16 protein-coding genes and 1 pseudogene are annotated in these 21,870 nt (G+C 68.9%); 8 read left to right on the top strand and 9 right to left on the bottom strand.

Annotated features, from left to right (window positions below; all coding sequences use genetic code 11):
- Window positions 1-57: 57 nt before the first annotated feature.
- Window positions 58-1,462: pseudogene (locus ACSION_RS05215) on the top strand (M28 family peptidase); the annotation flags it as partial.
- 2 nt (window positions 1,463-1,464) lie between these two features.
- Here ACSION_RS05215 and ACSION_RS05210 read toward each other — a convergent pair.
- The 7 genes from ACSION_RS05210 to cysD all read right to left on the bottom strand — a co-directional run bounded on the left by ACSION_RS05210 (window position 1,465) and on the right by cysD (window position 11,668).
- A complete protein-coding gene (locus ACSION_RS05210) occupies window positions 1,465-2,331 on the bottom strand; it encodes a TrmH family RNA methyltransferase (protein WP_435305151.1) in 867 nt (288 codons plus the stop codon).
- A gap of 1 nt (window position 2,332) precedes the next feature.
- A complete protein-coding gene (locus ACSION_RS05205; protein ID WP_435305150.1) occupies window positions 2,333-3,832 on the bottom strand; it encodes an alanine/glycine:cation symporter family protein in 1,500 nt (499 codons plus the stop codon).
- Window positions 3,833-3,949: 117 nt separating this feature from the next.
- Window positions 3,950-4,501 (bottom strand): GNAT family N-acetyltransferase, encoded by a 552-nt coding sequence (locus ACSION_RS05200; RefSeq protein WP_435305149.1) that lies wholly within the window; start codon window positions 4,499-4,501, stop codon window positions 3,950-3,952.
- A complete protein-coding gene (locus ACSION_RS05195) occupies window positions 4,494-7,628 on the bottom strand; it encodes an efflux RND transporter permease subunit (RefSeq protein ID WP_435305148.1) in 3,135 nt (1,044 codons plus the stop codon). Before ACSION_RS05195 ends, ACSION_RS05200 begins: the two co-directional genes overlap by 8 nt.
- 5 nt (window positions 7,629-7,633) lie before the next feature.
- Window positions 7,634-8,731, bottom strand: coding sequence for an efflux RND transporter periplasmic adaptor subunit (locus ACSION_RS05190; protein ID WP_435305147.1), 1,098 nt, complete (start codon window positions 8,729-8,731; stop codon window positions 7,634-7,636).
- A gap of 151 nt (window positions 8,732-8,882) precedes the next feature.
- Entirely contained in the window at window positions 8,883-10,757 is a 1,875-nt protein-coding gene (gene cysN, locus ACSION_RS05185; protein ID WP_435305146.1) for a sulfate adenylyltransferase subunit CysN, read from the bottom strand.
- The gene (gene cysD / locus ACSION_RS05180) at window positions 10,757-11,668 is read right to left on the bottom strand and encodes a sulfate adenylyltransferase subunit CysD (protein ID WP_435305145.1); all 912 of its coding nucleotides are present in this window, start codon (window positions 11,666-11,668) and stop codon (window positions 10,757-10,759) included. Before cysD ends, cysN begins: the two co-directional genes overlap by 1 nt.
- A gap of 202 nt (window positions 11,669-11,870) precedes the next feature.
- Between cysD and ACSION_RS05175 the strand changes: the two genes are divergently transcribed.
- From ACSION_RS05175 to ACSION_RS05150, 6 genes are all read left to right on the top strand, one after another.
- Window positions 11,871-13,736, top strand: coding sequence for an assimilatory sulfite reductase (NADPH) flavoprotein subunit (locus tag ACSION_RS05175; RefSeq protein WP_435305144.1), 1,866 nt, complete (start codon window positions 11,871-11,873; stop codon window positions 13,734-13,736).
- Between the two features lie 12 nt (window positions 13,737-13,748).
- A complete protein-coding gene (gene cysI / locus ACSION_RS05170) occupies window positions 13,749-15,467 on the top strand; it encodes an assimilatory sulfite reductase (NADPH) hemoprotein subunit (protein WP_435305143.1) in 1,719 nt (572 codons plus the stop codon).
- Window positions 15,464-16,177, top strand: coding sequence for a phosphoadenylyl-sulfate reductase (locus ACSION_RS05165; protein WP_093490143.1), 714 nt, complete (start codon window positions 15,464-15,466; stop codon window positions 16,175-16,177). The genes cysI and ACSION_RS05165 overlap by 4 nt, the downstream gene beginning before the upstream one ends.
- Window positions 16,178-16,317: 140 nt before the next feature.
- Window positions 16,318-17,580 (top strand): sensor histidine kinase, encoded by a 1,263-nt coding sequence (locus tag ACSION_RS05160; RefSeq protein ID WP_435306657.1) that lies wholly within the window; start codon window positions 16,318-16,320, stop codon window positions 17,578-17,580.
- Window positions 17,577-18,347, top strand: a complete 771-nt coding sequence (locus ACSION_RS05155) for a LytR/AlgR family response regulator transcription factor (RefSeq protein WP_435305142.1) — start codon at window positions 17,577-17,579, stop codon at window positions 18,345-18,347. Before ACSION_RS05160 ends, ACSION_RS05155 begins: the two co-directional genes overlap by 4 nt.
- A 110-nt stretch (window positions 18,348-18,457) precedes the next feature.
- Window positions 18,458-18,817, top strand: coding sequence for a hypothetical protein (locus ACSION_RS05150; RefSeq protein WP_435305141.1), 360 nt, complete (start codon window positions 18,458-18,460; stop codon window positions 18,815-18,817).
- 10 nt (window positions 18,818-18,827) lie between these two features.
- Here the strand turns inward: ACSION_RS05150 and ACSION_RS05145 are convergent, their stop codons facing one another.
- Both ACSION_RS05145 and ACSION_RS05140 read right to left on the bottom strand, forming a co-directional pair.
- A complete protein-coding gene (locus ACSION_RS05145) occupies window positions 18,828-19,172 on the bottom strand; it encodes a hypothetical protein (protein ID WP_435305140.1) in 345 nt (114 codons plus the stop codon).
- Between the two features lie 83 nt (window positions 19,173-19,255).
- Window positions 19,256-20,239, bottom strand: coding sequence for a LysR family transcriptional regulator (locus tag ACSION_RS05140; protein ID WP_056877977.1), 984 nt, complete (start codon window positions 20,237-20,239; stop codon window positions 19,256-19,258).
- Window positions 20,240-20,411: 172 nt separating this feature from the next.
- Between ACSION_RS05140 and cysG the strand changes: the two genes are divergently transcribed.
- The gene (gene cysG / locus ACSION_RS05135) at window positions 20,412-21,866 is read left to right on the top strand and encodes a siroheme synthase CysG (RefSeq protein WP_435305139.1); all 1,455 of its coding nucleotides are present in this window, start codon (window positions 20,412-20,414) and stop codon (window positions 21,864-21,866) included.
- Window positions 21,867-21,870 lie beyond the last annotated feature (4 nt).

The raw sequence follows: 21,870 nt of genomic DNA, 5'->3' as shown, positions 1-21,870 counted from the left end.
GGAAACACGGGGCCACGGGCTGCTAAGCTCGTGGCCTTCGTTTTTCCGGGACTTTCCATGCGCCTTGCTCCGTTGCTGCTCGCCCTGGCCGTCACCGCCCCCGCTTTCGCCGCGTCGCGCGAAACCCGCATCCCCGACGCCGCCCTCGCCACCGCCGCACAACTCCGCGAGCAGGCGCTCGCCGACCGCACCGGCTGGAACGTCGTCGAATCGCTGACGACGGAAGTGGGCCCGCGCCTGGCCGGCAGCGAGGCCGATGCGAAAGCCGTGGCGTGGGCACAAGCGAAGTTCAAGGCGCTCGGCTTCGACAAGGTGTGGATCGAACCGGTGACGTTTCCAAAGTGGGTGCGTCGCAGCGAGCGGGCCGTCGTACTCGGTGGACACGCGCAACCGCTGACCGTCACCGCACTCGGCGGCAGTCCGAAGGGCACGGTGGAGGCGGAGATCGTCCGCTTCGCCGACCTGGCTGCGCTGGAAGCGGCGCCCGCGGGATCCCTGTCCGGGAAGATCGCGTTCGTCGACTACCAGATGACCTCCGCGCGCGATGGCAGCGACTATCGCAACGGCGGCGCGATCCGCTCGAAGGGCCCGTCGGCCGCGATCCGCAAGGGCGCGATCGCGTTCCTGATGCGCTCGGCCGGCACGGATAACCATCGCGTCGCGCATACCGGCATCACCCGGTTCGACGACGGCCTGACGCCGGTGCCGTCGGCATCGCTGACCATCCCGGATGCCGACCAGTTGGCGCGCCTGCTGCAACGCGGTCCGGTGCGCGTGTCGCTCGCGCTGGATTGCGGCTGGGACGGCGAGTACACCTCGCACAACGTGATCGGCGAGATCACCGGGCGCAGCCTGCCGAAGGAGGTCGTGGTGATCGGCGGCCACCTGGACTCGTGGGACCTCGGCACCGGCGCGATCGACGACGGCGCCGGCATCGCCATCACGATGGCCGCCGGCCACCTGATCGGCCAGCTGAAGCAGGCGCCGAAGCGCACGATTCGCCTGATCGCGTTCGCCAACGAGGAGCAGGGCCTGTACGGCGGCAAGGCGTATGCGGAGAAGCACCTGGGCGACATCACGCGCCACCAGATCGGCGCGGAGAGCGATTTCGGCGCCGGTCGCATCTATGCATTCAACACCGGCGCGCCGGACCACGCGCGCAAGGCCACCGAGCAGATCGCGCAGGCGCTGGCGCCGCTGGGCATCGAGTACGCGCCCGGCAAGGGCAGCGCGGGCCCGGACATCAGCCCGTTCGCAGCAAAGGGCATGGCCTGGGCGTGGCTGGCGCAGGATGGCAGCGACTATTTCGACCTGCACCACAACGCAGACGACACGCTCGACAAGATCGACCCGGCCGCGCTGGCGCAGAACGTGGCGGCTTATGCGGTGTTCGCCTACCTGGCGGCGGACGCCGAGGGCGACTTCGGCAGCCAGCTCAAAGAAACCGCGGCCACCGAGTGAGGCTCAGCGGGCGCGCTGCGCCCACTGCGCCAGGAACACCGCCGTCGCGGCGGCCACGTTGAGGCTCTCGACGGCGCCGCTGCCGGGGATCGACAGGCGCGTATCGCAGGCATCGGCGAGGCGTGCATCCATGCCCTCGCCCTCCGCACCCATCACGTAGACGAGGCGCTGCGGCAGCCTGGCGGCGAACAAGTCGTCGCCACCGCGCACGACGGTGGCGGCGAGCGAAAAGCCTGCATTGCGCAACTGGGCGGCGGCGTTGTCCGCCTGTCCCATGCGCACCAGCGGCACCTGCTCGGCGCCGCCCTCGGCCACGCGTGCGGCCGCGCCGGAGATCGCCAGCGTCGAATCACGCGGCAGCAGGATGCCGGCCACGCCGAAGTGCGCGGCCGAGCGCAGGATCGCGCCGAAGTTGTGCGGGTTGCCCACACCATCGAGCCACAACGCGGCGACGGGCTTGCCTTCGGGCAATGCGCGCAGCCAGTCGGACATCGGCAGCGGCTCGATCTTGCGCACGTCGGCCACGATGCCTTCGTGGTGCGTACTGGCCGCGAGCCGGTCGAGATCGCCCTCTTCCACCACGCGGTAGCCGACGCGCTGCTTCACGCACCACGCCAGCAACGGCTTCAGGGCCTGGATGCGCGACTCGGTCAGGTAGACCTTGCGGATCGCGTCCGCGCGCCGCGCGAAGACCGCCTGCACCGCATTAAGGCCGTACAGGCGAAGTTCGTCGCGTGCGCCGCCCGCAGGGCGCTCGTCGCGCGGCGCAGGCGCTTGCGGCGGCCTCGCCTCCGCATCGCGCGGCGGCCGCCGCCGATCGGGCGGATTGCCCGGTGGACGCGGCGGTCGATTGTTCCAGGGATTGCTCACGTCAGGCCCGCTGCTTCCAGAAGTCGGCGTTGCGGATGCCCAGCGCGTCCGGATCGAACGTGGGGTCCAGGCCCTGCTTCTTCTGGCGCTCGTAGTCGCGCAGCGCGATCAACGCCGGCTTCTGCAGGATCAGGATGGCGATGACGTTCAACCACGCCATCAGGCCGACGCCGATGTCGCCCAGCGTCCAGGCCATCGCGGCGTTGTGGTACGCACCGAAGATCACCATGCCCACGATGCCCACGCGCAGCAGCAACGTCGCCAGCGGGTGGGTCTTCTTGGTGCCGGCCAGGTAGGTCAGGTTGGTTTCGGCCATGTAGTAATAGGCCATGATCGTGGTGAAGGCGAAGAAGAACAGCGCCACCGCCACGAAACCCGCGCCCCAGCCGGGCAGCACCGATTCCACCGCGGCCTGGGTGAACTGCGCACCCTCCGACGGCTGTACGCCCGGCACGCCGGAGAAGATCTCGACCAGCGTGTCCTTGCCGTTCTCGGTGACGGTCTTGAACGTGTTGTACATGCCCGTCGACAGCAGCAGGAACGCCGTCGAGGTGCAGACGAGCATGGTGTCGAAGTAGATCGCGAACGCCTGCACATAGCCCTGCTTGGCCGGGTGCGAGACCTCGGCGGCCGCGGCGGCGTGCGGGCCCGTGCCCTGGCCGGCTTCGTTGGCGTAAATGCCGCGCTTCACGCCCCAGATGATCGCCTGGCCGATGATCGCGCCGAATGCCGCATGCGCACCGAAGGCACTGGAGAAGATGTCGGCGAACATCGCCGGCACCTTGCCGGCATTGGCGATCATCACGATCACGGCCATCAGGATGAAGCCCAGCGCCATGAACGGCACCACGACTTCGGCGAACGTGGCGATGCGCTTGATGCCCCCGAAGATGATGATGGCCAGCACGGCCGCCACGGCGATGCCGATCCACAGTTTCAGGCTTGCCGCGCCACCCACCGCTTCACAGCCGCCGGCGCCACACAGCACGTTGGTCGCGCTGTCGGCGATGGCGTTGGCCTGCACGCCCGGCAGCAACAGGCCGGTAGCGATGACGGTCGCCACGGCGAAGGCGACGGCGTACCACTTCAGGCCCATCGCCTTTTCGATGTAGTAGGCCGGACCGCCGCGATAGCGCCCCTCGCCATCCTTTTCCTTGTAGATCTGCGCCAGGGTGCATTCGACGTACGACGTGGACGCGCCCAGGAAGCCCATCACCCACATCCAGAACACCGCACCGGGGCCGCCGTAGGCGATCGCGGTGGCAACGCCGGCGATGTTGCCGATGCCCATGCGGCCGGCCATCGAAATGGCCAGGGCCTGGAAGGAGGACACGCCCGCTTCGGATTTCTGCCCGGTGACGGTCAGCCGGCACATCTCGGCGAAGCCGCGGACCTGCATCACGCGGGTGCGGAGGGTGAACCACAGGCCGGCACCCAGGCACAGCGCGATCAGCGCGTTGCTCCAGATGATGCCGTTCAACCAGTTGAAAAAGGCTTCCACGGGGATGCGTCTCCGTCGTTCGTGCGTGCGCTGGGATTCGGGAAGGCGGCGCAGGGCGCCGCCGGGTCCCTGCAAGATAACCGCAACACGCGCCGCTGCGCAGTCCCCGCCGGCGTTTCAGCCCGGCCAGACCCGCCCGAACAGCCTCAGGTCGTGCAGTCCGTCCGCCTTCTGGATCGCGGCCCGCCGACAGCCTTCCTCGGCGAAGCCGTTCTTTTCCAGCACCCGCGCGGAGCCCGGGTTGGTATCCAGCACGTTGGCCTCGATGCGGCGCAGCGACAGCGCAGGCACCACCCAGCCCAGATAGGCCGCCACCACGCGCGTCATGTGGCCCTGGCCCCAGTGCGCGCGTCCGAGCCAGTAGCCCAGTTCCGCGGCATGACCGCGCTCGCCCGCGTGCGGGCGCACACCGATACCGCCGCGGGCTTCGCCATCGATCTCGATCGCGAACACCGGATGCCGGAAGTCCACCACATGGCCGGCCAGGAAGGCCTCGCCGTCAGCGCGCGTGTATGGATGAGGGAAACGCTCGCTCAGGCCACGCGGTACCTGCGGATCGTCGGCGTGGCGCAGCAGGGCATCGAGATCGTCCGCCCGCCATGCACGCAGCAGGAAGCCGTCGCCCGCGATGCGCACGTCCGCATGCGGGCGCGCGCCGGTGTCAGCCATGGCCGCCGACGGAGGGTGTCTCGGCTTCCAGCTTGCTCAACTCATGCGCCACCGCTTCGGGCGAACGCGTGAACGGCGCGAGCAGCGCGTAGAACGCCGGCACCACGTACAGCGACAGCAGCGTGGAGAAGGTCACGCCGAAGATCACCACGATGCCGATGGTGGCGCGGCTGGCCGAACCCGGGCCGCCGGCGAGCACCAGCGGCACCGCGCCGACGACGGTGGCCACCGACGTCATCAGGATCGGGCGCAGGCGCACGCGTGCGGATTCGGCGATCGCCTGCGCCACGCTGGCGCCGTCGTCGCGCAGCTGGTTGGCGAACTCGACGATCAGGATGCCGTTCTTCGCCGCCAGGCCGATCAGCATCACGATGCCGATCTGGCTGAAGAGGTTCAGCGTGCCGCCGGTGACCCACAGGCCGATGAGCGCGCCCAGCACCGCCAACGGCACCGTCAGCATGATCACCAGCGGATGGATGAAGCTCTCGAACTGCGCGGCCAGCACCAGATAGACGATCAGCAGCGCCAGCGTGAACGTCAGCAGGATCGCACCACCGGCTTCCTGGTATTCGCGCGACTCGCCCTTCCAGTCGATCTGCGCGTAATCCGGCAGCTCTTCCGATACGGCTTGCCGCGTCCATTCCAGCGCCTCGCCCATCGTGTAGCCCGGCGCGAGGCCGGCGCTGATGGTGATGGCGCGCAGGCGGTTGAAGCGGTTGAACGTGCCCGGCTCGGCGATCTCGGTGAGCGTCACGAGGTTCGACAGCGGGATCAGCGCGCCATCGCTGCCGCGCACGTAGGTCTGCGCCAGGTCTTCGGTATTGGCGCGCTTCTCGCGGCCGGCCTGCAGCATGACGTCGTATTCCTCGCCGTTGTCCACGTACGTGGTCACCTGGCGCGAACCCATCATCGTTTCCAGCGTGCGGCCGATCTCCTGCACCGACACGCCCAAGTCGGCGGCGCGGTCGCGATCGATGTTCACGCGCATCTGCGGACGCGTTTCCTTGTAGTCCGAATCCGGATCCTGGATGCCCGGGTTGGATTCCATACGCTGCAGGATGCGGTCGCGCCACTGCGCCAGTTCGGCGTAGTCGGGGCCGCCCAGCACCAGCTGATAGCGCTGGCCGCGACTGCCGACCAGGCCACCGGCCACGTTGGCGCGCGCCTGTACGCCTGGCAGCTTGGAGAGTTCGGCACGCAACCCGTTGACGACGTCATCGGTGGTGGCCTTGCGCTCATGCCAGTCCTGCAGGAACACGATCACCTGGCCGGTATGCATGTCGTCGCTGCCGCCGAAGCCGCGCGGCACGCGCGAGTTGGCGCGCTCGATCGGTTTGTCGCCGCCGACCTGCCCCATCACGATGCGCTCCACCTGCTGCATCTGGTTGACCATGTAGTCGAAGCCGGCGCCTTCCGGTCCGTCCACCATCACGAAGAAGCGGCCGCGGTCCTCCGCCGGCGCCAGTTCGCTGGGCACGCGCAGGCCGAGCACGACGATCGCCACGCCACAGAGCGCCATCGCCAGCAGCACCAGGCCGAGGATGCGCTTGCCGCTCAGCGATACCAGGCGCTCCACGTGGTGGCCATAGCCGGTGCTGACGCGGTTGAGCGTGCGGTTGGTCCAGGCATTCAATCCGCGCGGCTCGGTGTGCGGCTTCACCAGCTTGGACGACATCATCGGCGTCAGCGTCAGCGCGACGAAGGCGGAAATCGCCACCGCCGCCGCCAATGCGACCGACAGCTCGCGGAACAGCCGGCCAGTGTTGCCTTCCATGAAGCCCACCGGCAGGAACACCGCCACCAGCACCGCCGTGGTCGCGATCACCGCGAACGCGACCTGCGTGGTGCCGCGGCGCGCCGCGACCAGGGCCGGTTCGCCCAAGTCGGCACGGCGCTGCACGTTCTCCAGCACCACGATGGCGTCGTCCACCACCAGGCCGATGCAGAGCACCAGCGCGAGCAGGGTCAGCAGGTTGATCGAGAAGCCGAACGCATACAGCGCGATGAACGCCGAGATGAGGCACACCGGCACCGTCACCGCGGGGATCAGCGCGGCACGTAGGCTGCCGAGGAACAACCAGATCACCAGGAACACCAGCACCATCGCCTCGCCCAACGTCCAGTACACGCGTTCGATGGAGGCTTCGATGAAGGTGGTGCTGTCGAACGCGACGAAAATGTCCGTGCCTTCCGGCAGCGTCTGCTGGATCACCTCGGCCTCGGCGCGCGCCGCGCGGGCCACGTCCAGCGCATTCGCGGTCGAGGTGCGCACGATGCCCAGGCCGACGTTCGGCACGGCGTTGCTGCGCAGGTAGGAGCGGCGCTCTTCCGCGCCCAGTTCCACCTGCGCCACATCGCCCAGCCGCACCACATAGCCGTCCGTACCCTTGCGCAGCGGCAGCTGCGCGAATTGCTCAGGGCGCTGGTAACCGCGCTCGACGCGCAGAGTGAAGTCGCGCGTCTGCGATTCGATGCGGCCTGCCGGCAGTTCGACGTTCTGCGCACGCAGCGCGGCCTCCACATCGCTGGTGGTCACGCCGCGCGCGGCCATCGCCTCGCGGTCCAGCCAGATGCGCATCGCATAGCGCTGGCCGCCGCCCAGCTGCACGCGGGCCACGCCATCGAGCGCGGACAGGCGGTCCAGCACATAGCGGTCGGCGTAGTCGGTCAGCTCCATCGTGTCCATCACGGTGGAGCGCATGTTCAACCAGATGATGACGTCGGCGTCGGCCTCGACTTTCGAGATCTGCGGCGGATCGGCCTCTTCCGGCAGGCGGTTCATCACCCGGCTGACGCGGTCGCGCACGTCGTTCGCCGCGGCCTCGATGTCGCGGCTGAGGTTGAACTCGATGGTGACGTCGGCGCGGCCGTTGCGGCTGCTCGACTGGATGGTCTTGATGCCCTCGATGCCGGACAGGCCGTCCTCGAGGATCTGGGTGATGCGCGTCTCGACGACCGCGGCCGACGCGCCCGGGTAGTTCACTTCCACCGACACGATCGGCGGATCGATGTTGGGCAGTTCGCGCAGGGTCAGGCGCAGGAAGGACATCACGCCCAGCACGACCAGCAGCAGGCTGACCACCACCGCGAAGACGGGGCGCTTGATCGACAGATCGGAGAGCTTCATGGCGCTCAGCCCTTGCCGTCGGCGGCGGGCGCGTCCTGCTTCGGCGGCGCGGCCGGCGCGGCATCCGCCACCTTCACGCCGGGGCGCAGCTTGCCGGTGCCGTCGATGACGATGCGGTCACCCGCGGCCACGCCTTTCAGGATTTCCACCTGTCCGTCACGGCGTACACCGGCGGTGACCGGTGCCTGCTCGACGCTGCCGTCGGCCTTCACGCGGTACACGAAGGAGTCGCGCCCCACCTGCACCACCGCGATCTCCGGAATCACCAGCGCCTGCCGCTCGGGACGGAACAGGCGCACGTCGAGCAGCATGCCGGGGCGCAGCTTGCGGTCGTCGTTGGGGAACACGGCGCGCACGGTCACCGCGCGCGTGGTGGGATCGATGCGCGCATCGACGGTCTCGACCTTGCCTTCGAACGTCTCGCCCGGGAACGCGGTCGCGCCCGCCGTGACGGCATTGCCCACGCCGACCGTGGCCAGCGCGGCTTCCGGCACCTGGAAATCCACGTACATGCGCGAGACGTCATCCAGCGTGGCGATGGTGCTGTTGGCGGTGATCAGCGAACCGGGGCTGACCTGGCGGATGCCCAGCACGCCGGCGAACGGCGCGCGCACGCTGCGGTCGCCGATGTCGGCGCGCGCCTGGCGCACGCGGGCGGCGGCGGCGTCGCGCAGGGCGAGCTGCGTATCCAGCTGCGAGCGCGCGATCAGTTGCTGGTCGGCCAGTTCCTTCTGCCGGCGGTACAGGCGATCGGCTTCCGCATAGGTCGCCTCGGCCTGGACCAGCGCGGCGTGCGCGGCGTCGCCTTTCAGGGTGACCAGCGTCTGCCCCGCGGAAACCTGTTGACCGCTTTCGAAATGCACGTCCTGGACGATCTCGCTGACCTTGGCGGTCAGCGTCACCGACTCACGCGCCTTGGCCGTGCCGAGGGCCTGCAGCGTGTCGTTCCATGCCGACGGCTGGACGACGCGGGTGGTGACCGGAATGGGGCGCTCGGCCGCGTTGCCGTTCGCCTTCGCCTGCGGCTCCGAGCCGCCGCACGCGGCGAGCAGCAGGAGCGGCAGGACGACCGCAAGGCGGAGGGTTCCGGATCGGCTGAGCATGGATCATCCCGTAATCATCGTTATCCACGCAGTTTAGCGAGCCCGCGTGACATACGCTGCCGTCGATGCGGCGATTCGTGCCTGAAACGCGCCGAAGGGCGCGCGGTGCACACAGCCGACCATGACCAATGACCCTTGCGACGACCGCCCGTCAGTCGAGCCCGAGATGGGCCAGCACCTGCAGGGCCAGCGCCTCCGGATCGGCGCCGCCGGCATCCAGGTGCAGGTCGGGATGTTCCGGCGCCTCGTACGGCGAATCGATGCCGGTGAAGTTGGGGATCAGCCCGGCGCGCGCCTTCTTGTACAGCCCCTTCACGTCGCGCGACTCGGCCACGGATAGCGGCACGTCGACGAAGACCTCGACGAACTCGCCACCGTCGAAGCGCTCGCGCGCCATCCGGCGCTCGGCGCGGAACGGCGAGATGAAGCTCACCAGCACGATCAGGCCGGCGTCGGTCATCAGCTTCGCCACCTCGGCGACGCGGCGGATGTTCTCCACGCGGTCCTCGTCGGTGAACCCGAGGTCGCGGTTCAGGCCGTGGCGCACGTTGTCGCCGTCCAGCAGGAAGCTGTGGTAACCCAGCGCATGCAGGCGCTTGTCCACCAGGTTGGCGATGGTCGACTTGCCCGCGCCGGACAAACCGGTGAACCAGAGCACCTTCGGCGCTTGGCCTTTCTGGCGCGCACGCGCGGCCTTGTCCACATCGACGTGCTGCCAGTGCACGTTGCCGGCGCGGCGCAGGGCGAAGTCCAGCGTGCCGGCACCGGCCGTCGCATTGTCGTAGCGATCGATCAGGATGAAGCCGCCGAGTGCGCGGTTGCGCGCGTAGGCCTCGAAGGCGATCGGTTCGTCGAGGCTGAGGTTGCAGTAGCCCACCTCGTTGAGCTCCAGCCGCTTGGCGGCCAGGTGCTCCTGGGTGTTCACGTCGATGCGGTGCTTGATCTCGGTGACCGTGGCCGACACGGTGCGCGCACCGATCTTCAGCAGGTAGGGCCGGCCCGGCAGCAGCGGCGCATCCGACATCCACAGCAGATGGGTGGCGAACTGGTCCGCCACTTCGGGCGGGTCGCCGGCGGCGGCGATCACGTCACCGCGGCTGATGTCGATCTCGTCGGCCAGGGTCAGCGTGACGGCCTGCCCGGCCGATGCCGACGCGACCTCGCCGTTGGCATCCAGCACCTGGGCGACGCGCGTACGACGAGACGATGGCAGCACGACCACCTCGTCACCGGGCTTCACCTGCCCCGCGGCGATCGTGCCGGCATAGCCGCGGAAGTTCTGGTGCGGGCGATTGACCCACTGCACCGGCAGGCGCAGGCCGTCGCCGCTTTCCTGTGCCTCCACCTGCACCTGCTCCAGGTGCTCCAGCAGTGCGGGACCGGCGTACCAGGGCGTGCGCGCCGAACGCGACGACAGGTTGTCGCCTTCCAGCGCCGACAGCGGGATGCAGGTGACCTCCGCGATGCCCAGGCGCTGCGCCAACGCGCGGTAGTCGGCGGCGATGCGCGCGAACACCGCTTCGTCGAAGCCCACCAGGTCCATCTTGTTCACCGCGAGCACCACGTGGCGGATGCCGAGCAGCGAGACGATGTAGCTGTGCCGATGGGTCTGGGTCAGCAGGCCCTTGCGCGCATCCACCAGCACCACGGCCAGGTCCGCGGTGGACGCGCCGGTGGCCATGTTGCGGGTGTACTGCTCGTGGCCCGGGCAGTCGGCGACGATGAACTTGCGCTGGTCGGTGTCGAAGTAGCGGTAGGCCACGTCGATGGTGATGCCCTGCTCGCGCTCGGCGGCCAGGCCGTCCAGCAGCAACGCGTAATCGATGCGCTCGCCCTGGGTGCCGTGCTTGCGGCTGTCCTTCTCCAGTGCGGCCAATTGGTCGTCGAACAGCCGCTTGCTGTCGTACAGCAGGCGGCCGATCAGGGTGCTCTTGCCGTCGTCCACGCTGCCGCAGGTGATGAAGCGCAGCAGCGGCTTGGCTTCGTGCTGCTTGAGGTAGCCGGCGATGTCGGTAGGGGCATTCATCAGAAATAGCCCTCCAGCTTCTTCTTCTCCATCGACGCGCCCGGATCGTGGTCGATCACCCGACCCTGCCGCTCGGAGCTGGTGGTGACGAGCATCTCGGCGATGATCTTCTCCAGCGAGTCGGCCTCGGACTCGATCGCGCCGGTCAGCGGGTAGCAGCCCAGCGTGCGGAAGCGCACCCGCCGCTGCTGCGGCACTTCGCCTTCGCGCAGCGGCAGGCGGTCGTCGTCGACCATCAGCAGCGCGCCGTCGCGTTCGACGACGGGCCGCTCGGCGGCGAAGTACAGCGGGACCACCGGGATGTTCTCGCGGTAGATGTAGAGCCAGATGTCCAGCTCGGTCCAGTTCGACAGCGGGAACACGCGCACGCTCTCGCCGGTGTTGATGCGGGCGTTGTAGAGGTTCCACAGCTCCGGACGCTGGTTCTTCGGGTCCCAGCGGTGCTTGTCGTTGCGGAACGAGAACACGCGCTCCTTGGCGCGCGACTTCTCCTCGTCGCGGCGCGCACCACCGATGGCCGCGTCGAAGCGGTAGTGGTCCAGCGCCTGTTTAAGGCCCTGGGTCTTCATCACGTCGGTGTGGACGGTGGCGCCGTGGGTGATCGGGCCGATGTCGCGGGCGATGCCATCCGGATTGATGTGCACGCGCAGGTCCACGCCGGTCTCGGCGGCGCGCAGGTCGCGGAAGGCGATCATCTCGCGGAACTTCCAGCGCGTGTCGACGTGCAGCAGCGGGATCGGCGGCCGGGCCGGGGCGAACGCCTTCAGCAGCAGGTGCAGCAGCACCGAACTGTCCTTGCCCACCGAATACAGCAGCACCGGATTGCGGAACTCGGCAGCGACCTCCCTGAGGATGTGGATGCTTTCCGCTTCCAGGCGGTCGAGGTGGGACAGGCGGTGTACGGCGGTCATCGAGGGGCGCGGCAGGGCTGGAATCCGGACGCGCTAGCCTAGCAGGGCTTCGCTTGGTGGCCGGGAGGGCCGCCAGTATTCGGCCGCGGGCTCATGCCGGCGAAATAAGCGGGGGACATAAGCCCATAACCATGCGTCCTTTCTGCCCGCGGGAACGGGTTCCTAACATCGACCGTCCCAGTCGCGCCCGTGGGCCCTGCCGATGTCCGCCACCCAGCCTGTCCTCGCCCCCATCCCCCTCGCGGAGGAGCGGCGGGCGCTGCTGGCCCAGGCGGTGGCCGGCCTGGATGGCGCGAGCCTGTGGTGGATCTCCGGCTATACCGCTGGATTGGCGCAGGCCCAACTGGCGCCGCAGGCCTCGCCTGCCACGTTGCCGAAAGCGATCGCCCCGGCCACCGGTGCGCAGGCCGCGCAGCGCCTGACCATCGTCTACGGCAGCCAGACCGGCAACGCACGCCGTGCCGCCGAGGCGCTGTCCCACCAGGCCGAAGCCGCCGGACTGTCGGTCCGGTTGCTGCGCGCCGACGCGTACCCGCAGCGCGAGCTGGCCAGCGAGCGCCTTCTCTATATCGTCATCAGCACCCAGGGCGAAGGCGACCCGCCGGACGACAGCATCGGCCTGGTCGAATTCCTGCGCGGCAAGCGCGCGCCCAAGCTGCCGGAACTGAAGTACGCCGTGCTCGGCCTGGGCGATTCCAGCTATGCCGACTTCTGCGGCATCGCGTCGCGGCTGGATGCGCGCCTGGCCGAACTCGGCGGCAGCCGACTGTTCGCCGCGGGCCTGGCCGACCTCGACATCGACACCGTCGCCACGCCATGGCGCGAGCAGGCCCTGGCCCACGCCCGCGAGCTGCTGAAGGCACCGGCGACGGCCACGACCCCGTTGGCGACCGTCACCCCGCTGCGCCCGGGTCACGCCGCCGCGTGGTCTCACGAGCACCCGTTCCCCGCCGAGCTGCTGCTCAACCAGCGCATCAGCGGCCGCGACTTCAAGGGACCGCGCTTCGGCCAGCACGGCGCTGCCGACAAGGACGTGCGCCATATCGAACTGTCGCTGGACGGCAGCGGCCTGCAGTACGAGCCCGGCGATGCGCTGGGCATTCGCCATCGCAATCCTTCCGCACTCGTCGATGCGGTGCTCGATGCGCTGCACCTCGACGGCAACGCCGCCGTCTGCGAAGGCAGCGACACCCTGCCGCTGCGCGAGTGGCTGGCCGCGCGCCGCGAACTGACCCGGCTGTCGCGCCCGTTCCTGGCCACGCATGCGGCGCATGCGCAGGCGGACGAGCTCAACGCGCTGCTCGCACCCGCGCAGAACGCCGCGCTGGCGCAGCTGTCCAACACGCACCAGCTGATCGACGTGCTGCGCCGCTGGCCGGCCGGCTGGAGCGCGCAGGAGCTGGTCGCCGCGCTGCGCCCGCTCGCGCCGCGCCTGTACTCGATCGCCTCCAGTCGCAAGCGCGTCGGCGAGGAAGCGCACTTGACCGTCGACGTGCTGGGCTACGAAGCCTTCGGCCACGCGCATGGTGGCGCGGCCAGCGGTTTCCTGGCGGCGCTGGACGAAGGCGACCAGGTACCGGTGTACATCGAGGCCAACGAGCGCTTCCGCGTGCCGGCCGACGGCAGCCGCGACATCCTGATGATCGGTCCGGGCACCGGCGTGGCGCCGTTCCGCGGCTTCGTGCAGGAGCGCGCGGAGACCGGTGCGCGCGGCCGCAACTGGCTGTTCTTCGGTGCCCCGCACTTCAACCACGGCTTCTTCTACCAGAGCGAATGGCAGGACGCGCTGCGCAGCGGCGAACTGCACCGCCTGGACCTGGCGTTCTCGCGCGACCAGGCCCGAAAGATCTACGTGCAGGACCGCCTGCGCGAGCGCGGCCGCGAGGTCTACCACTGGCTGCAGAACGGCGCGCACCTGTACGTCTGCGGCGCCATCGGCATGGGCAAGGACGTGCATGCCGCCTTGCACGCGATCGTCGTCGAGCACGGCGGGCTGGACGAAGACGCCGCCCGTGAGTACCTGACCTCCCTACAGACCGACGGCCGCTACGGTCGCGACGTGTATTGACGGAATCCCCTGATGAGCAACCATTCCGTCGAAGACATCAAATCCGAGAGCCACCGCCTCCGCGGCAGCCTGCTCGACAGCCTGGCCGACCCGGTCACCGGCGCGCTGCGCGAATCGGACCAGACCCTGATCAAGTACCACGGCAGCTACCAGCAGGACGACCGCGATCTGCGCGACGAGCGTCGCCGGCAGAAGCTGGAGCCGGCCTACCAGTTCATGATCCGCACGCGCACGCCCGGCGGCGTGGTCACGCCGGAGCAGTGGCTGAAGCTGGACGCGATCGCCACGCAGTACGCCAACCACTCGCTGCGCATCACCACGCGACAGGCGTTCCAGTACCACGGTGTCATCAAGCGCGAACTGAAAGCCACGATGCAGGCCATCAACAGCGCGTTGATCGACACGCTGGCCGCCTGCGGCGACGTCAACCGCAACGTGCTGGTCGCGGCCAATCCGCTGGAATCTCGCGCGCATGCCGAGGTGCAGGCGTGGGCGACGAAGCTGTCCGAGCACCTGCTGCCGAACACCCGCGCCTATTACGAGATCTGGCTGGACGAGGAACGCGTGGCCGGCAGCGGCGAGGAAGAGGAGCCCATCTACGGCGCCACCTACCTGCCGCGCAAGTTCAAGATCGGTTTCGCGGTGCCGCCCGTCAACGACGTGGACGTGTTCGCCAACGACCTCGGCTTCATCGCCATCCTCGAAGACGGCGTGCTGGCCGGTTTCAACCTGGTGATCGGCGGCGGCATGGGGGCGACCCATGGCGATGCGGAGACCTATCCGCGCGTCGGCAACGTGGTCGGCTTCATCACGCCCGACCAGTTGCTCGATGTCGCCATGGCCGTCGTCACCACCCAGCGTGACCTCGGCAACCGCGAGCTGCGCAAGCGCGCGCGCTTCAAGTACACCATCGACGACCATGGACTGGACAAGGTGGTCGGCGAGATCGAACGCCGCAGTGGCGTGGCCCTGCAGCCCGTGCGCGCCTTCCGCTTCGACCACAACGGTGACCGCTACGGCTGGGTGGAAGGCGAGGACGGGCGCTGGCACCTGACCCTGCACCTGTTCGCCGGCCGCATCGCCGACACCGCGCATGCGACCCACCTGACCGGCTTGCGCGAGATCGCCAACGTGCTCCGTGGCGGCGCTGTTGAACAGCATTTCCGGATGACGCCGAACCAGAACCTGGTGATCGCCGGCGTCCCCGCGGGCGAACGCGAACGTATCGACGCACTGGCCAGGACGCACGGACTCGACGCCGGCCAGCGCCTGGGCACGGCCCTGCAGCGCGCGGCCGTGGCCTGCGTGTCGCTGCCCACCTGCGGCCTGGCGATGGCCGAAGCCGAGCGCTACCTGCCCGACTTCACCGACCGCCTGCAGCCGCTGCTGGAAAAGCACGGCCTGCGCGATGCGCCGATCCTGCTGCGCATCTCCGGGTGCCCGAACGGGTGCTCGCGTCCCTACCTCGCCGAGATCGCCCTCGTCGGCAAGGCGCCTGGGCGCTACAACCTGATGCTCGGCGGCGACGCGCGCGGCCAGCGCCTCAACACGCTGTACCGCGAGAACATCGACGAAGCCGCGATCCTCGACACCCTCGACGGCCTGTTCGCGCGCTACGCCGGTGAACGCGCCGATGGCGAAGGCTTCGGCGACTTCCTCCACCGCAGCGGCGTGGTCGCCCTGCCGTCGTATCCCACCCACCGACAGATCGCACTGGAACTGCACGCATGAGCGCCCCCGCCCTTTCCCTGGACACCGACCAGATCGCCGAGCACAACGCCTGGCTGGAAACGCAGACGGCCGAGCAGCGCGTCGCCTGGGCACTCAAGCACGGCCCGGCGGAAGCGGCGATGTCCTCGAGCTTCGGCGCGCAAGCCGCGGTGTTGCTGCACATGGTGTCGCAGCAGAAGCCAGACGTGCCGGTGATCCTGATCGACACCGGCTACCTGTTCCCGGAGACCTACCGCTTCGCCGACGAACTGGTCGAGCGCCTGAAACTCAACCTGCAGGTCTTCCGTCCGCTGGTCAGCCGCGCCTGGATGGAGGCCCGCCATGGTCGGCTGTGGGAACAGGGCCTGGTCGGCATCGAGCAGTACAACAGCCTGCGCAAGGTGGAACCGATGAAGCGCGCGCTGAAGGACCTGGGCGTGGGCACCTGGTTCACCGGCCTGCGCCGCACGCAGTCGACCAGCCGTGCGAATGCGCCGGTACTGCAGCAGCGCGAGGCCCGCTGGAAGATCAACCCCATCGTCGACTGGACCGACCGCGACGTCTGGCAGTACATGAAGCAGCACGACCTGCCCTACCACCCATTGTGGGAACAGGGCTACGTCTCGATCGGCGACTTCCACACCACGCGCCGCTGGGAACCCGGCATGCGCGAGGAAGACACCCGCTTCAACGGCCTGAAGCGCGAGTGCGGCATCCACGTCGAGGTCTGATGGCGACCCCGGCGGCCTGACGCATTCGCGCCGGGCCAGCCCCGTTTCATCGCCGGATCGCCGGGTCCGTCGCGGCCCCCCTTCCCTCTGCGGATGACCCCGTTATCCTCCACGGCACTCCCCAAGCCGTGGTGTCCGACGTGTTCCCCAGCCTGCTCCTGATCATCCGCATCCTCGTTGCCTGGTTCGGCGCGATCCTGATGGCGGGCTTCGTGTGGAACGGCATCTTCGACCGGACGTTCGTGTCCGGCGGCGCCAGTTGGCTGTTCAACCTGGCCGCGACCTTGGTGATGATCTCGGTGCTGATCGGCCTGATCAGCCACCTGCGCCGCATCTGGCTGATCACCGGGCGCCTGGACAGCGCCGCGCTGTCGAGCCGCCAGCGCCGGCAGATCGAAGTGCCGCTGGATACCACTGCGGCCTTCGCCCTGATCGAAGGCGTGCTGCGCGAACTGCCGCGCGCCGAGGAGCTGGAAAGTGCCCCCGACAGCCTGCAGGTGCGGGTCAAGGTGCGCCGCGTGGACAGCTTCGACGGCCCCAGCCAGCCTTCGCGCTTCAACATCATGGCCCGCTTCGCGGTGAAGCGCGACCTGGTGCAGGCGACGGTCACGCCGGGCAACGGCACCAGCAGCATCACCCTGATGGTGGGCCCGGATGCCAGCGCGTGGCTCGACCTGTTCGTGCTCGACGATGGCGTCAACGTGGAGAACGCCGAAGCCGTCACCCGCGCCATCACCCGCCGCGTCGCCGACCAGCGCCGGCAGGAACAGGCCGATGTCGTGAAGACCGTCAGCGAGAAGGAACTGACCGTGGCGCGCCTGAACCTGCTCAACGCGCAAGTGGAACCGCACTTCCTCTACAACACGCTGGCCAGCGCGCAGGTGCTGACCCGCACCGATCCCCCGCGCGCCGACATCATGCTCGGCCACCTGATCCAATACCTGCGCAGTTCGCTGCCGCGCACCGACGACACGCTGTCCACGTTGGGCGAGGAACTGGAGCGCACCCAGGCCTACCTGGAAATCCTGAAGATCCGCATGGGCTCGCGCCTGAACCTGCAGGTGGAAGTGCCCGATGCGCTGAAGTCGGTGCCCATGCCCTCGATGATGCTGCAGACGCTGGTCGAGAACGCCATCAAGCATGGCCTGGAACCGAAGACCGGCGGCGGCACCATCTGGATCCTCGCGCGCCGGCACGACGACCACGCCACGCTCACCGTCGCCGACGACGGCCAGGGCTTCGGCGGCCAGAGCGCCGGCACCGGCATCGGCCTGAAGAACCTGCGCGAACGCTTGCGCCTGACCTTCGGCAACGACGCCTCGTTCGCCATCGTGTCCAACTTCCCCAGTGGCGTCGCCGCCACGCTGACGCTGCCGCTCGACGGCAAGGCAGGTGCCGCATGAACTTCCGGGGCGTGATCGCCGAAGACGAGGAGCTGCTGCGCACCGCGCTGTCCTCGCTGTTGAAGGAGGCCTGGCCGCAGCTGGAGATCGTGGCCGAATGCGAAGACGGCGCCAGCGCGTTGGAATCGATCGCCGAACTGCAGCCGGACGTGGCCTTCCTCGATATCCGCATGCCCGGCCTCACCGGCATCGAAGTCGCACGCGGCCTGGCCGATGCTAGCCCGCGCACGCAGGTGGTGTTCGTCACCGCCTACGACCAGTACGCGGTCGACGCGTTCGAACAGGGCGCCATCGACTACCTGCTGAAGCCGATCACCCGGGAACGCCTGCTGGCCACCGTGCAGCGCATCCAGGCACGCGCGGCCGCCGGGCACCCCGACGGCGCCACGCTGGACGCCTTGCTTCGCCACCTGTCCGCGCGCGAGATGCCGTCGTCCAAGCCGCCGCTGGTGTGGATCACGGCCAGCGCAGGCAAGGACACCAAGCTGATCATGGTGGACGACGTGGCCTACTTCCAGGCCGACAACAAATACACCACGGTGATGACGGCCGAAGGCGAATCGCTGTTGCGCACGCCGCTGCGCGAACTGCTCGATTCGCTGGACGCCACCACCTTCAAGCAGATCCACCGCTCCACGATCGTCAACATGAAGGCCGTGGCCTCGGTCAGCCGCGACGACACCGGTCGCGGCCGGCTGAAGCTCAAGAACCGACCGGAAACGCTGACCGTCAGCCAGCCCTTCATGAGCCTGTTCCGCAACATGTAGCGCCGACGTAAACCCTGCCGCCTTGTGCGGCATCCAACGTGGCATCGCCAGCATGGCGCTCACGCGCCGTGGTGGGCATGCCCTTGCCGAATGGAAACCGAGGAATCGCCATGCGCATCATCACGTCCCTGATGTCCTGCCTGCTGGCCCTGGCAGGATGCAACGAGAAACCCAGCGTCACCACGATCCACCACAGCAGCGAGAACGGCGTGGACACGCTCTTCAGCAAGACCACGTTGCGCGATGGCGTGGCGAGGTTCGAGTGCTTCGCCAGCGAGAGCGGGCAATGCCACTACCGCGTCTACACCGAGCAGTGCCCGGCACCCGCGCCCGGCGAGAATCCCGCGGCATGCGCACGTACGCCGCTCGAGGATTTCACCCTGGCGCCCGGCAAGACGCACGAGATCCGTGGCCTGCCGGCGGGCTATCGCGAATGCGTCGGTGCGCTGGCGGATGCCGGCTGCGGATGACGCGCCGGCGTCATCCGCCGCAGTGCGCGCCTTCCATCGACTTGCCACCGCAGGCGAGGCACTTGCGGTACTTCTGCCGCTGCCTGTCGTAGCGCACGCGCGACATCATGCCGCCGCAGGCGCAACGCAATTCGTGGCCGCGCGCCCAGCGGTAGAGCCGCCAGGTGGAATGCAACGCCCAGGCCGTGCCCAGCAGGATCGCGAGCAGGAACGCGAGCGACGCCAATCTTTGCGGCGTGATCTCGCCCAGCGTGCGCCCGGTGCGGGTGACGGCTTCGGCGGTGGCGAAGCCGCCCACGGCGATCGCCGCCGCCGGCACATACATGCGCACGACCATCTTGGAAATGCGGTTCATGGGGATGCCGACACATGCCCGGGAAGATGCCGCCAGCGTCGCCCGGACGCCGGCTTCCGTCAATCACGCCAACGTGTGATCGCTCAGCTGGTGATGGTCTGGGTCAGTGCCTGCCACGTGGGCGGCTCGGGCCAGTCCGGATCCTGGTTGCCGTCGATCACCCGGCGCAGGTCGCGGCGATCGATCTGTGGCGCCAGCGCACGCACCAGATCGAGTGCGTAATCACGCAGCACGCGTTCGCGCGGCAGCACGGCCCACGCGATGCATTCCTTCACTTCCGCCGGCGCCGGCCACGCGCGCAGGTCGGTGTCCGCTGCGCTGACCGCCATCTCCGCCAGCAAGCCCACGCCCAATCCGGCACGGACATAGGTCTTGATCAGATCGGCATCCAGCGCGGTGAGCGCGATGTTGGGTTCCAGCCCGACCTTGGCGAACGCACGCTGCAAGGACGAACCGGGACGCGTCGAGGATTCGTAGCTGATCAACGGCTGCTCGGCCAGGTCGGCCATGGCCGGCACGCCGCCCGCCTGTTCCAGCGCATGCCCGCGCGGCACCAGCACCAGGCGCCGCCAGCGGTACAGCGGCACCGCGATGCCGGCCTGCGGCTGGTCGCCGGCGGTGCTGACCACCGCCATGTCGGCATCGCCCTGGGTCAGCAGGTCGAGCGCGGTGCTCTCCGGCGCCTGCTGCAGGTGGACGCTGACCTGCGGGTAATCGCGCTTGATCTGGGCGATGGCCGGCGGCAGCACGAAACGCGCCTGCGTATGCGTGGTGACCAGCACCAGCTGGCCCTGGCTCTCGCGGCGCTGGTTGGCCGCGTAGGTGCGGATGTTGTTGGCTTCGGCCAGCACCAGGCGCGACCGCTCGATCACTTCCTGGCCGGCCGGCGTCACGCTCTCCAGGCTACGGCCCTTGCGGACGAACAGCAGGAAGCCGAGTTCGTCCTCCAGTTGCTTGAGCTGCTTGGACAGGCCGGGCTGGGTGGCATGCACGCGCGCCGCCGCCAGCGTGATGTTCAGGTCGGCATCGGCGATCGCCACCAGGTAGCGGAGTTGGGTCAGCGTCATCGGCGTGGGGCGCGGATCGGCCCACCGGAGGGGGCCTTGGACTGTAGAGGATTTCCCCGGACCGTAGCCGGCAGCGCTTATAACCGCAAGGCATATGATGTTGTTGGGATGTCATTTCCGGCGGCTATGACCGGGCAGTACGGTCAACAGCCCATCCCTGCCCGCCCTGCCCGTGAGCGCTCCGCTGTTTCCCCTGTTCGCCGACCTGCAAGGCCGCCAGGTACTGGTCGTGGGCGGCGGCGCCGTCGCGGAACGCAAGACCGACGCGCTGCTCCGCACCGGAGCGCGGGTGCGGGTGGTCGCACCCACGCTGACGGCCGCACTGGCCGGATGGCACGCAGCAGGCAGGATCGCGTGGCGGGAAGCGGTGTTCGAACCCACCGAGCTCGATGACGCCTGGCTGGTGGTCGCCGCCACCGGCGACCGATCCGTCAACCGGGCCGTCGCCGCCGCCGCGGAAGCCCGCCGGCTGTTGGCCAACGTGGTCGACGACGCGACGCTGTCCAGCTTCCAGGTGCCCGCCATCGTGGAGCGCGGGCCGCTCCAGGTCGCCATTTCCAGTGGTGGCGGCGCGCCGATGCTGGCACGGCACCTGCGTCGCCAACTGGAAACCCTGCTGGACGACTCGTGGGCCTCGCTCGCCGCGTTGTTCACGCGCCAGCGCCATCGCATCCGCCAGCGCTTTCCGCGTACGGCCGACCGGCGGCGGTTCTTCGAGAAAGTACTGGCGGGTCCGTTGCCGCGCCTGTTTCGCCAACAGCTGCACGCGCAAGCGGAACAGCACTTCCTCGCCGCGCTCGACGAAACCGCGGCGCAAACGCGCGGCGGAACCGTTGCGGTGGTCGGCGCGGGCCCCGGCGATGCCGGCCTGCTGACGCTCAACGCGTTGCGCGCGATGAACGAGGCCGACGTGATCCTGCACGACCGTCTCGTCAGCGAAGACGTGTTGCGCCTCGGCCGCCGCGACGCGACCTACCTCGAAGTCGGCAAGTCGGCGAACGGCCACAGCACGCGCCAGGACGATATCCACGCACTGATGCTGGAGCATGCGCGCGCGGGCAAGCGCGTGGTGCGCTTGAAGGGTGGCGATCCGTTCGTGTTCGGACGCGGCGGCGAAGAGTTGGAGTTCCTGCGCGCGCACGGCATTCCCTACGAAGTCGTGCCCGGTATCACCGCCGCCGTCGCGTGCGCGGCGTATGCGGGCATCCCGCTCACGCATCGCGACCATGCGCAGGCCGTGCGATTGGTCACCGCCCACTGCAAGGATTCGCTGGACACGCTCGACTGGGCCGCGCTGGCGCAGGAGCGGCAGACGCTGGCCGTCTACATGGGCGTGGCCGGGCTGGAGGGCCTGCGCGACCGCCTGCTCGCGCACGGGCGCGCGCCGTCCACGCCGTTCGCCATCGTGGAGAACGGCTCCCGCCGCGAGCAACGCGTGCTGAACGGTACGCTGGCCGATCTGCCGGAAACCGCGCGTTCTCATCAGGTGCGCTCGCCCGCCCTGCTGATCCTGGGCGAAGTGGCAGCGCTGGCCGGCGCGCTGCACTGGTTCGGGCAGCCACCGATCGGCACGGCCCACCCCACACATTCCCGCAACCTTCCGGCGCCCACACTGCAGGCCGCCTGACCGT

The sequence above is a fragment of the Pseudoxanthomonas sp. LjRoot125 genome (assembly GCF_964252705.1).
In the GTDB taxonomy this organism is placed as follows: Bacteria; Pseudomonadota; Gammaproteobacteria; order Xanthomonadales; family Xanthomonadaceae; genus Pseudoxanthomonas_A.
This window is presented reverse-complemented; position numbering and strand designations above follow the sequence as displayed.